Origin of the sequence: Vagococcus silagei, assembly GCF_004795745.1 — a bacterium.
GTDB lineage: Bacteria > Bacillota > Bacilli > Lactobacillales > Vagococcaceae > Vagococcus > Vagococcus silagei.
In genome coordinates this window covers 1-13839 of the sequence record NZ_SDGV01000008.1, presented here as the reverse complement: position 1 = coordinate 13839, position 13839 = coordinate 1, and the positions used below count along the sequence as shown (strand labels likewise).

Here is a 13839-nt window from a genome sequence, read left to right as displayed (position 1 = left end):
CTTACGCCTGTTTATAGAATATTATATAATTTTAATAATTCTTCAACATCGGTATCTTTCAATTTTTTCATAATTTTACGTTTAACTAATGGTGGAATGTGAATATCAGGTTGTTCTCCATCTAGTAAACTTACTGCTGCATAGAGTAAGTAACGAATATCATAGCGAGAACCATAAACTTCAGGCACCCCTTTTTCAACTCCAGTTAACACGTAAACAGCTTCCATTGCAGTTCTACCTGAATATTCAATAGTAAAGACTGTATCGCGACCTGGATCATCTAGTGTTTCAGCAAATTGACCTAAAAATGCGAAGTTCACCCCATTTTTTGGTACAACATAAGGTCTGTCACCAGCTTCACGTGGCATAAATTGAGACGTAATATATGGCATCATAACAGGAATTGCTGTACATGATTCTGCTAGTTCTTCAATTTCTGCAACTGGTACACCAAGATGGTATAACCATTCTTTTGTAATTTCTTTACCGGTACAATCACGCATTGGTTTTTTGATATAGTCCCCAGGAACGTCTGAGAATAAACCGTAAACCCACACAACTACATCTTTTTCAGGTTGACCAATATATTGTTCTTGGCGGTTAATAGTCCAACTCATCAACCATGAAGAGTCAACTGCAGATACGATACCACCCGTAACTGTTTTGCCACCATAAGGGGAACGTTGGGTAATTTTTTCAATATATTCAGGAACACGTTCATCGTGACAAGTCACTGTACAAGATTCCCAATTTGATTTTTCTGTATCGCCACAGAATTTTTCAGGACGCCCGAATTCATCGGATTGTGCTGCAATATTGCGCCACAATTTCCAACAACCAGTGTCAGATTCTTTTAAGAATGGTGCTGGTGTTTGGTCATCCCCGTACCCAGAAGCTTCTGTCATAGATCCATTTGTAATAAAGACCATATCGTCTTCACTTAAATCAACCGAAATGTCTGATCCAGCGCTATCTCGTGCGACAATTTTTGTAGCAACTTTTTTATGGTCAGTAATGTCAAAATCTACGTTATCAACTGTTACACCATATTGGAAAGTCGCACCATTATCTTGTAAATATTTCACCATTGGTAAGACAAATGATGTATATTGATCATGTCTAGAGAATTGCAAAGCTGATAAGTCAGGTAAACCGTCAACATGGTGAATAAAACGATTCATGTAAAGTTTCATTTCCAACGCACTGTGCCAATTTTCGAAGGCAAACATTGTACGCCAATAAATCCAAAAATCACTATCTAACAATTCGTCAGAGAAGATATCTTCAATTGTTTTGTCTTCCAAAGATTCATCAGACATATTTGTAAATGTGGCTAATTCTTTTGCTAAATCCATGCCTAAATTAAATTTGCCATTGTCATAGCGTTCACCTTGATTTTTTGTTACACGGCAATTGCTGTAGTTTGGATCATCATAGTTTGTATAGAAGAAGTGATCTAAAACACTCATACTTGGATCTTCAGTTGAAGGCAATGAACTAAATAAATCCCAAAGCACTTCGAAGTGATGACCCATTTCACGTCCACCACGAGCAACATATCCAGCGTTTTGACGTACTGCACCATCCAGAGAACCACCCGGTAAATCAAGTTGTTCTAAAAATGTAATTTTACTTCCTTCCATGTGCGCATCACGAATTAAGAAACACCCTGCTGCTAAAGCACCAATCCCTGTTCCAATTAAATATGCTTTTTTGTCTTCAATTCCTTTAGGTTTACGAGCTTGCACCAATGCATGATAACTTCCATTTGTAAGAGTTAATCTTGGATCATGTGTTTTTAGTTCCATTCGAGCTCCTTCTTTCCTTATCATTGTTGATAGTATGGCGTTTGTTTTTTACGCAACACTACCTTCGTTTAATACACTATTATTGTAACGCTAAGGAAAAAATAAAACACTATACACCGGAATTCAACTGTCACATTTTTAAACACCGGTTTTAATTTGACTATATTTTAGGCACTGCGAGTGATATGCCTAGTAAAAAAGTAGAGGACTTTTTTCGAAAAGTCCTCTACTTCTAATATTTGTCTTTATTTATTCATTTTTCGGAACGACTTGATTTAATTCTTTTTACGAAACCAACTTAACAATCCTGCGCCTAACAGACTAATTGAGCCTAAAGCACCTAACCAAACTGATGCTTGTTCACCCGTTTTTGGTAAAAGTGACTTGCCTGCAGGAGTCGTTGCCCCTCCACCACTATTAGGTTTGATGTTTTGTCCACCACCATTTCCACTAGAATGATTTGTATTTTCTGAATTTCCTTTGTCATCAGTCTCACCACTATGATCATTAGAAGAATTGGTTTCCGTTGTCGTTGGTTCTTCAGTCGTCGTTGTAGTAGATTCTTTCTCTAATCCTTTCACGGCTGATTGAATTGCTTTTTCAGCGCGATCGAGTTCTACCTGCGATACCTCAGCTTTAACTACAATTATTTTGGCTGCTGAAACAGCATTTTTTAATTTTCCGAGGCTATCTTTCGTGTACTCCGCAGATTGTTTTTCTAAAATCGAATCTGCTTCTTTGATCGCTTTTTCTAATTTTGCCTTATCAACTTTCGTTGGCATCACTTCACTCTCTAAGTGCTTGATTGCTTCATTCACCGATTCAACCATTTTTGTGACCGCTTCAAGTGTTGCTTGCTCATCTTTCAAGACCACTTCAGCCTGTCCTATGACTTCTTTCAAATGGGCTTCACTTTCTTTAGTAAATTGTTGTCCTTCTTTCGGTTTTACCGCTTTTGCATTTGCAATCGCTTCTTTAAGATTAGTTTTATCGATTTGTTTTTTATTTTGCTTCAAGTCTTTAATTGCCTGCTCTAAACGTTTACCAGCTTCATCGACTTCAGCTTGTGACGCATCCGTTGTTTGATAAACTTCTCTCGCATTTTTCAATTCTTGTTCTAGTGCTTTTTTACTTTCAGCGGTAAATTCAAAACCGACTTCTGGTTTTACTTTCTCTGCTTCTTTAATAAGATTATTCAGAACTTCACGCTTTATCTCAATCTTAACTTCAACTAACTCGTCTATCGCTTTTTGAAGTTTTTCAATCATCAAATCGACTTCATATTGAGAAGCGTTTGCGTTTTGTAGTACTTCGGTAGCATTGGTTAATGAATCTTTTAAGCTTTTTTCAGTTTCGGGTAACCAAACGTGTCCTTCTGCTGGTTTCAATGTGTTCACTTCATTCACAAGTTGGTCAAGATTAGTCTTCGTAACTTCCTCAGTCGTCTCTTCTAATTTAGATGCTGCGTCTTCTAATTTTTCAATTATTTGATCGACTTCTTTTTGTGTTGCATCTTTTTTACCGTATATTTTTTCTGCCTCAACTAACGCAACACGGAGATTAGTTTCGCTCTCCTTTGTCCACGTTGTATTTTCAGATGGTTGTAAGGCTTTAGCTGCATCAATCACTTCTTTTAGCACCTGTTTGTCCACTTCTAATGAAACCTCAACCAACTTATCCGCTGCCTCGACTAATTTTGCTAAGAGTTGATCGACTTCTTCTTGCGTTGTTTCAGAGTGCTGTAATGCTTTTTCGGCATTGAGTAATGCTGTTTTAAATGATGTTTCACTTTCTTCAGTCCAACGTTTTCCATCACTTGGTTTTAAAACTTTCGCTGCTGAGATGGCTTCTTCTAATTTTGTAGTATCTACTTTTTCCTCAGTTTCTACTTCTTTCAAATCTGTTATGGCTTGTTCTAAACCTGACAACACTTGATTAATTTCTTTTTGCGTTGCTTTTTCATTGGCTAAAACTTTTTCAGCAGCTTTTAAAGCTTCTTCAAATTTAATTTTACTTTCTGGTGTCCATGACATACCTTCACTTGGTTTTAAATTTTGTGCTTTTTTGACAAGAGCAACTAATTTGTCCTTTGAAACCTCGTTGTTATCTTTTGGTTCTAAAACTAATTCAGACTTCTCAAATTCTGTTTGACCTAGAGCTTGACTCACTAATAAGCCTTGATCTAAGGTTAATTTTATTTTTTCAAGTTCACTTTTCGCAATATTTTCCTTGATTTTAAGATTAAAAGTTAGTAAGTCGTTTGAACCATTTAATAATGCTTTATCACCTTTATTACTTAACACTAAATAAAGATTCTCGACGTTATTTGAATGTTTACGATATTTAGAATAATTTTCCATATGTTCGGTAGCATTTGTTACTTTTGGCTGACCTGTTAACTCAAATAGATTTGAATCAAAATTCATTCGAGCGCTTAAAGCATTCACATTAGCTAAATCTTTACCCACTAATTTTAAAGTAAGTTCTTCGCCTGGTGCATAATACGCCTTATCTTCTTTTGTTGCAAGAGCCAAACTCAAAGTACCTTCAGCCGCTTCCAACGATGGTTTTTTAATCCCGCCATCTAATTGTCTTAAGACTGTATTGATATCATAGGCATCAATTACACCGTTTTTGTTTAAATCACCTTGCTCAACATATCCTTCGAAGTCACTGTCCACTTTTTCAAGTCCAGTATAGTTTCGATATGATGTTGCATCATTTTCATCAATCACACCATCATTCGTGATATCTCCAGGAAGGTAGCCTTTTGCTCCATCTTCTTTAAAGAATAACATTTCACGTCCAGAACCAAAATTCCCCACCGACTCTAAAACCTCTATCTCAACAAATCTGACTTTTTCTTTTTCAAGTTTGATATCTTTAAACTCTTCGTTACGCTTCCACGTAATTGGTTCAGAGAAATCACTCCATTTTAGCCCATCTTGTGATACGCGATACTTAACTTTAGTTAAAGTACCGTTACTTGCTGCGACACGTGGTAAATATGAAATTTTTTCTAGAGGGTAAATAGCACCTAAATCAAATGATAATACTAATGGTTTGCCGTTTTTAGGATCAGCAATTCCGGTATTCCAATTTGTATGCCACATTGAAGTCAAGTCTTTATCTGTTAAATTCGCTAATTCTTCGCCCGGTTGTTCTGGTAAGTTAGCGGCTACTTTAACTTTTTCAACAGCATTTTTATATGGATCATCTGACGTTTTTCCAGTTAGTTTATCACTCCATTCAGAAACTCCTTTGGCACTAACTGCACGAACTCTAAATTCATGTTTTGATACAAAATCAAAACCATCAAAAATTTCTTTGGTATCAGTGATATTACTTATAACAACACCATCTCTTTCAACATCATAACTCACTGCTTTATCTACTTTATCCCATGTTACCGTTAAAGAAGTTGGAGTTGTTGCTTTTTCATCAATTTTTGCATTTGCAGGAATCGTTAAATCTTTATCTATTTTTTGATTAGAACCATTTGTTTTGCCTTTATTTTCGAAATCTTTTAACGTCAAATCAATTTTCGCAGTCGTTGTATCGACAGCATCAACTTTAATTTGAACAAAAGATTGTTTAATGCTGTCATCGCCCAACTCTTTCAGATATGGATTAACCAAGTATTCCTCGTTAAAGAAATATGTATTAGATGATTGTTCAAACTCCTCTAACGTCTTAGCTTTTTTCAATTTAATTTCCTTATCATTTATTTTTGTTGTAATTTCAGAAGGTTCAGTTGATGCCATGACATTAAATTGTGTTTTTTTAGAAGCAACAAAGCCATTGTATGATCCTTTAGTTGGTTGAATACTAATTAAAGCATCACCTTTTTGATTGGATTTAGGTGCTTGACTTGAAATTTTAGTAGTTGCATGCTGTCCATTTAAGTAGGCTGTCGAAATACCATCATCTTCATATAATTCAAATGAAGAATGACCACTTGGATAAATGTTAAAAATACGTTCATCTCGTTTGATTTCATTTGGATTATTGTTAGGATTAACCATTGGAATGATTGCGCCATCCTTAACATAAACTGGTAATTTCCAAAGAGGTGTTTTGACATTATTAAGCATACGTCCACCTTGCTCTTTTTCACCTGTAAACAAATCAATCCAGACTTGGTCTTTATCAGGTAATAAAATGCCACTACGAACGGCGTTTTCACCATCGTTACTGCCATCATAAATTGGTGCAACTAAAAGATTTTTACCCCACATGAACTGATATTGAGTATCTTTTGTATAGCTTGTACTATCATTTGGAAATTCTAAGAACATCGCTCGAACCATAGGTAGTCCAGTCACCGATTCATAACCTAAACTATAATTGTAAGGCATCATCATTGATTTCAATTTTAGATAAGCTCGATTAATTTTCGTTGTTTCGTCATCAAATGCAAAAGGTGTTTTAGGGTTTGAACCCCAGCCATCCATATTCAACTGAACAGGGGTAAAGGTTTTCCATTGATAGTCTCGGATATTTACATCTTTGTTATTGCCACCAAAAATACCATCCATATCAGACCCCACATTTGGCTGACCGGATAAACCAGTTCCTATATAAGTTGGAATGTGGAAACGAATATACTCCCATTCTCCACCTGTTTGGTCACCTGACCAGATACCAGCATGACGTTGCGTACCAGCCCAGCCATCAAGTGAAACAATGTTCGGACGCACTTGCCCTTGGGTTTGATCAACAAAAACATTTGCCGCATCTTCAACACCATTCAAACCGAATGAATAACCACTTCCGACCCAAGCAACGTCTGTTTTCAACGCTTTAACGCCGGCATCTTTCACTTCTTTTTCAATATCACGTTCACCTTTTTTAGGGTTCTTTGGGTCTTCTGGGTGTAAATTAGATTGCGTCCATAAACCGACTTCAACACCATTACTATTTGCATAATTTGTAAACTCTTTTAAGTTTTGAATATCTCCGTCTAAAGAATCCGTTTGACCATAACCAGCTCCATATCCATCGTTAGGTAAGAACCAACCCAACGGCATGTCATTTTTCTTATAGCGATCAATCACCGCTCTGGCTGAAAATTGATAATTATCTTTTTCACCATTTAAAGATTCTAAAATTCCAGTTCGTCCACCTAAATCACCTGGTTGATATTCTTTATATGATTTGCCATCTTCAAATTGAACGGCGCCTCCCGTGCCTTCAGGAACTTCAACCCAATAATCACGGTTATATGCATTTAAATGTGCTTCGTAAAACCCATACTCAGGCATTAAAACTGGGGATCCGGTTAATTCATAGTAATCATTCAATAATGATTTAGCATCATGATTGAAGAAATAAAAGGCATCAAAGATATTTTCATCATGTGATGCTGTCACGATCGAGCCATCCTTAGTACCAAAATCGTAGGTACCAGGCTTCCACGTGTTTCTAACCATGCCATAACCATTTGTAGACCAGTAAAACGGTGCTGGTGAAGCCACGCCGCCATCCACCCAGTTATTACTATTTACAATTTTTAATTCTTCGCCTTTATGTGTGAAACGGCCATTTTGAGTACCGCCACCGAAGAAAAACTCATTAGAACTTTGAGTTAAGAATTGTTTTGTTTTTTTATCTGTAACTTCAATCGGTTGCGTTTCAGCAAGGATAACCTTTCCAGATGAATCTGTTACTGATAAGGTCCCATTTTCTTTTGAAAGTAAAATAATTATTGAACCTGCTTGAATAGAGAATTGGTCTTTATCTTTGTCTAAGGATGCCTTCTTAAAAAAACTTTGATCAAACTCAGACATTTTTTTTGCTGTGATTTTTGCTGTGTGATCTTTTTTACTAGGGGTTGGATACTCGGAGAATTTACCTGCAGGATCAATTTGATAGCGAATCATATGGTCATTCAGAATGCTGATACGCCCCTTTGTGTTATCTGCATAAACGATTTCAAAAAAACCATCTGCTTTATTCACCTGTTTGATTTCTTTTTTTACAGACACATTGCGCTGTTGTACTTCGGTTTTATTTGTTCTGGCTTCAACGTCTTGCCCAACGCCAACAGATGCTAATCCTACGCCTAGAACTGAAGAACTAATAAGTAAAAACTTTAATATTCCTTTACGACTAAAATTTACTGATACTTTCTTATTTGAATCCAAAAAAACTCCTCCTTCGTTTGTAAACGCTTAACTACATCTAAATCTACCAAAGCTATTTCACATTCTCAATTGTAAATTTTAGATACAATTTTGAAAAAACGGTTTCAAAGTGTTATATTGTAGTGGGTTAATAAAAGGACAATCTCTATTTATTAATTCAAATTATTATCAATTTTTTTAGTATTATTAACATTAATTGGGGAGTGTTTAGAAAAAAATGATTGAAAAAAAACCTTTATATGTTCAGTTAACAAATCAATTAATTGATTACATTTCGACAGATTGTGTAATTGGCGATCGTTTTATGCCAGAACAAGTCATCGCAGATACCTACGCAGTTAGTCGTTCTACAGTGAAACATTCTTTAGAAGAACTCGAGGATTTAGGTTTTATTTCAAAAACGAAAAATGTGGGCTATTTCGTTAATAACAAAAGTTTTAAGAAGAATAATCTCGCGACCTTCTATAGTTTTACTGAACAAATGAGAATAATGGGGAAAGAACCAAGCAGTGAAATTTTAAAATTTTCACTTACACATACAAATCACTATATTAGTTCAATTCTAAAAATTTCTGATGATGAAAAAGTTTACCAAATTTCACGAATTAGATTAGCCGATAATCAACCAATTTTACTTGAAAAAACCTATCTTCGCGCATCGATGTTTCCAGACTTAAAACGTAGATATTTACTTAAAGACCCTTTATATGATGTGTTTAGAAAGCGTTTCAACATTGTACCCGCACACGCTGAAGAAGAATTTTTCGCAAGCTATGTTAATCAGAAAGAATCTGATCTTTTAGAAATGTCTTTTCGCGATCCATGCTTAATGATCCAACGAACAACAGTTGATCAATATAATCGTCCAATTGAGTTTACAGTTACAACAGCACCTGCTGATATGTTTTCTTACCGAGTTGCATTAAATGAAAAGAAGAATTGCCCGTAACGAACAAGTTCCCCGTTATTTATATCTGGATTGCAAGTATAGTACTACTACTTTTCATTTATCAAAGATATAATTAATAACCATTAAACAATAAACCATATTATTATATATAGTTCAGTAGTTCACTAGATGTATTTTTTTATTTTTCTCTTTTTATAATTTAGTCTTTTTAAAGTCAGCTACTTATTTTCCTTATTTTTAAATTTTGTAAAATAATAAAGCGTTTTCCAACTCATGAGAACATCTATTTAACGTTATTTATTTATTCTGTTTTAATTATAATTTAAACTAAAGTTTGTGAAATTATTGCCGTTTTTAACTTTTTACAATACTCAAATCTGTTTTTCCTTTTGAATAGATGCTATTTTAAGAAAGATTTGATAAACTAGTAAACGACTTAAAAGGAGGAAAACTATGAAATATGATGTTGTTATCGTCGGAGGTGGCACAAGTGGTATGATGGCTGCCATTACTGCGGCCAAAAACGGTGCTCAAGTTGCGATTATTGAAAAAAACAAACAACTTGGGAAGAAATTACGTTTGACAGGTGGCGGACGCTGTAATGTAACCAATAATCGTCCTCCAGAAGAAATTATTCAATTTATTCCAGGCAATGGAAAATTCCTTTATAGTGCTTTTTCTCAATTCAATAATTACGATATTATGACTTTTTTTGAAGAAAATAATATTCCTTTAAAAGAAGAAGATCACGGCCGTATGTTTCCTGTTGCCAACACATCAAAAGCGATTGTAAGTGGTTTAGTTGATGTTTTAAATCAAGAGAAAGTAGCAATATTCACGAAAACGACTGTCACAGAAATTCGTACAGAGCATAATCAAATCTCTGGCTTAGTCCTTGACTCAGGAGAGGAAATTGAAACTCATTGCGTTGTTCTTACGACAGGCGGGAAAACTTATCAATATACGGGTTCCACTGGAGATGGATATCGTTTTGCCAAAAAATTAGGACATACAATTACAAAACTCTTTCCGACTGAATCGCCAATTAAATCTCACGATCAATTTGTGCAACACAAAACACTACAAGGCTTAGCACTAAGAGATGTCACATTATCTGTTTTAAATGAGAAGCAAAAGATTATTGTCTCTCACCAAATGGATTTATTATTCACTCACTTTGGTGTGTCGGGTCCAGCTGCGCTTAGATGTAGCATGTTTGTTAATCAAGAATTAGCAAAAGGACAAAAATTTGTGCCTCTTGAAATTGATAGCTTACCTGAAAAATCGTCTAAGACGTTAATAAAAGACATTCAAGCTTTAATCGAAGAAACGCCTAAAAAGTCAGTTAAAAATGGCTTAAAAGGTTTGTTACCAGATCGTTATTTAGAGTTTCTCTTAACAGAAGCAGATTTAATTGATATCCCGCAAATGAACATGTTGAATGAACTACAAATCGTGCAATTTGTCGGACTCGTAAAAGCCTTTCCGATGACTGCCTATGATACTTATCCATTAGACAAATCATTTGTTACTGGTGGTGGTGTTCATCTCAAAGAAATCAATCCTAAAACGATGGAAAGCAAAATTGTTGAAGGTTTATTCTTTGGTGGTGAGTTACTTGATATCAATGGCTACACTGGTGGCTTCAATATTACTGCCGCCTTTGTGACAGGTCATGTCGCTGGGAAAAGCGCTGCTGAAGTAGCAAGTTATTATCAGTATTAACAGAATAAGCATCCTACAAATCAGAAATCAATTGTAGGATGCTTATTATTTTTTTACTATCTTTGCAACGGGATGATTTCTTCTCGCAGTTTCTCATCTAACTCACGTCGCATTACTTTCCAGTATCGTAATTTATTTACTGGATCTTCCGTCGACTCTCGGTATAAATCATAGTCTGAAGTTTTTCTTAATTCTGCTTCCCCAAACTGACGATCCCGATTTAGTTGGTAATTATCAACCACATAATTTAATTGATCCTCTTTTACTTTCCATCTATCTGAAAAATCAGAAACAAATGCATGTCGAATTGAATAAATCATTGATTGGAAAACAGTTGAAATATTTTGATCACGATAAAGTTCTGGGTTCGCTAATACTTCTTGCCAGATTTTTTCGATTAGCTCGCCTTTTTGTTGGTTTGTTTTTTTGAAAGATGCAATATAATCCTCAATCTCATTGATAGCTTTTCTATCGGCTTGTGTTAATAGTTCATACTCATCCGATCCGCTTGGTACAAACGACTGAATCAACAGTAATAAATACTCGTAATTAATTTCTTCTTGCCTAACAGATTCTAATTCATAGGAAACGTTAATTTCAATTTCTTCTGGATCAGGCTTAGATTTCTTTATTTCAGCTAATGCATTTTGATATTTACCTTCATATTCTTCATAAATCTCTAGCGAAAAATTAAATTCATTTTCAAGCATACCCTCTTCAAACTCACTATATACTTGAATTGAAGCAAGCGTACGATCAACAGTTTGAAATGCTTTAATAAATTTTAGTAGCTTTAATTTACTCTCCGATTCAACATCAAAATCTTTTGGAACACAAACGATCTCTCTTAGCTCTTTTAAACCATCAGAAAATGCAAGGTAAGCTTCTTCCCACTTAGGTGCTAAAACATCATTCTCACCACCATTGGAATATAAAACTAGGGCATCATTTACTTTATTTTCAAAAGTACTTGGTTTTTGAAAAGTCACAATTTGTCCGTACTTTTTATGTTTAACAAAGAGACGATTCGTTCTTGAAAATGCCTGAATTAAATCATGAGGTTGCATTGGTGGCCGGTCTATAAATAGTGTTGAAAGACAAGGAGCATCAAATCCAGTTAATAACCGATCCACGACTATTACAAGATCTAGTTGTTCCGAGCGTTTTAAATATTTATTACTTTTTCGAGCCAAACGATCGTTGATATTCCGATTATATCCCCTCATCGTTTCCATAGTAAAATGAGTCCCAAACTCATGGTTATAATCCTTGATAACTTCTTTCATTTTTTCTTGATTATAAACAGAAGCTTCTTCATTTTCTGAAATAGAATAAGTGATTGCCAGCTTAGGAAAATCTGGTAACACACGTTTAGTTTCTTCAGATATTTCGACTGAGGAACTTCCTTCTTTTACTTTCTTAAATAAGTCATAATAACGTTGCGCTTGATTAATCGAACTTGTCGTTAAAATTGCACAAAATGTTTCACCTGAGTTATTTCCCATTAAACCCAGTTTTCGACGCGATTTATTAACAATCGAATGAATAACTTCAAGCATATGTCTCTCATCTAAATACATTTCTTTTGGTAGATAAAACTCTTTTTCTGCCACAGATAATTCATCCAACTGTTTTTCCAGATCTGGATGCGCTTGAATTAATACTTGGTCCAACATTTCTTCATCTAGAGTTGTTTTATACTCAACTTGAAAGCCTAATACAGCACGATCATTAATCGCTTCTTTTACAGTATATTCATGTAATCGAACACCATATTGTTCTTCAGTTGTTCGTGGCAAATTACCGACTGCTTTCTTTGCATTTTCTGCAAAAATAGGCGTACCTGTAAATCCATACCATAAGGATTCACTGAAAAACTTCTCAATTTCTCTTTTTTTGACTGGACTGATTGCTCGATGACATTCATCAACCACAAACGCAATATTTAAATGACGTAATTTTTGATAATTCTTTGCATCTTTTTTATCTTCAAAACGACGCATGACATGATTTAATTTTTGAATAGTCGTCACAATCATATTTCGTTCTTCAGATAATAATTTCTTGATTAATTCATTCACATTACTTGTCTCATCAATATCAATAACATCATTCTTAGCATACGACATAAAAGAAGATGTAGTCTGTTGATCTAAATCAACCCTGTCTACAATAAAAATCGTTTTATCAATACTTGGAATGTGAAGTAAATTTCTTGCCACCTTGTACGATGTTAAAGTCTTTCCTGAACCAGTAGTGTGCCAAACATAGCCAGATTTTCTTAAATTTGACGCCTTACGAATAGCCTCAATAGCATGTATTTGATATGGCCTTAAAATAATAATACTTTTTCGTTCATTATCCATCACTGTATAATGCGTTACCATTTTATGTGCCATTGGAATTGATAGAACGTCCTGAGAAAATGCTAAATAATCATTTACTGGTTGGTTCTTTTCATCTACCCATCTCGTTAAAAATTGCTCATTAAGGTTCGTGTCCTTCGCTGAGGCAATATATCTTGTATCTGAACCATTTGTCACAACAAACATTTGAATACATGAATAGATTCCTCTAAATTTATCTTCTCGTAAATATTTTTTTATTTGATGAAAAGCTTCCATATACGAATGAGAACGATTTTTTAATTCAATATGAATTAACGGCAATCCATTAATTAATAAACTAACATCAAAGCGACGATTTTGATCAATCTCACGACTTCTAGAAGATTCAAATTGATTGATTACTTCATAAGAAGATGTACCACCTGAAACATCTTCCCGTTTAATTACTTTTAAACGAATTGTTCCTAAAGATGCGTCTTCACGTTGAACTTCAACTTTCGCTGTTCCATTTTCTCCTGCTAACCATTCCGCACCTTTGTAAAAGCTAGGGAAGTTTAACTGGTTTTGAATTTGACGAAATTCTTGTTCAGTTAATGGTATGCCTTCTAATACATCTTGATTATTCTGTTCTAACTTATCTCTAAAATTTTGCCAAAGATCTTCTTCTGTCTTCAAATCTTCACGATAAGTCCATTGAGAGATTCCTTGCGTTAATTGAGTAATTAAATTTTCTTCCAAGATTTGTTCCGACGTAACTTTTACCACTAAAAACCCCTCACTTTGTTCATTTTTCCTTATTTCTTTGATTATACCACTAAAATGAAGGCATTTTGTTATTTATCATGATTTACTGACTAAAAATAGGTATAATTCGCGTGTCAGCTTGGGAACAGCGTAAGTTG

At 34.7% G+C, this 13839-nt stretch carries 5 protein-coding genes; 2 read left to right on the top strand and 3 right to left on the bottom strand.

Annotated features, from left to right (window positions below; genetic code table 11):
- Window positions 1–11: 11 nt before the first annotated feature.
- Entirely contained in the window at window positions 12–1808 is a 1797-nt protein-coding gene (locus tag ESZ54_RS03465; RefSeq protein ID WP_136136293.1) for an oleate hydratase, read from the bottom strand.
- Window positions 1809–2083: 275 nt separating this feature from the next.
- Window positions 2084–7954, bottom strand: coding sequence for a TIM-barrel domain-containing protein (locus tag ESZ54_RS03460; RefSeq protein WP_136136292.1), 5871 nt, complete (start codon window positions 7952–7954; stop codon window positions 2084–2086).
- Between the two features lie 217 nt (window positions 7955–8171).
- Here ESZ54_RS03460 and ESZ54_RS03455 point away from each other — a divergent pair, with 217 nt between their 5' ends.
- Together ESZ54_RS03455 and ESZ54_RS03450 are read left to right on the top strand one after the other, a co-directional pair.
- Window positions 8172–8903: a GntR family transcriptional regulator gene (locus tag ESZ54_RS03455; protein WP_136136291.1), complete on the top strand. Its 732-nt coding sequence runs from the start codon at window positions 8172–8174 to the stop codon at window positions 8901–8903.
- A 414-nt stretch (window positions 8904–9317) separates the two neighbouring features.
- Window positions 9318–10589: a BaiN/RdsA family NAD(P)/FAD-dependent oxidoreductase gene (locus ESZ54_RS03450; RefSeq protein ID WP_136136290.1), complete on the top strand. Its 1272-nt coding sequence runs from the start codon at window positions 9318–9320 to the stop codon at window positions 10587–10589.
- Between the two features lie 56 nt (window positions 10590–10645).
- On the opposite strand, the gene ESZ54_RS03445 is transcribed toward ESZ54_RS03450, so the two are convergent.
- A complete protein-coding gene (locus ESZ54_RS03445; protein WP_136136289.1) occupies window positions 10646–13702 on the bottom strand; it encodes a type I restriction endonuclease subunit R in 3057 nt (1018 codons plus the stop codon).
- Window positions 13703–13839: the final 137 nt, after the last annotated feature.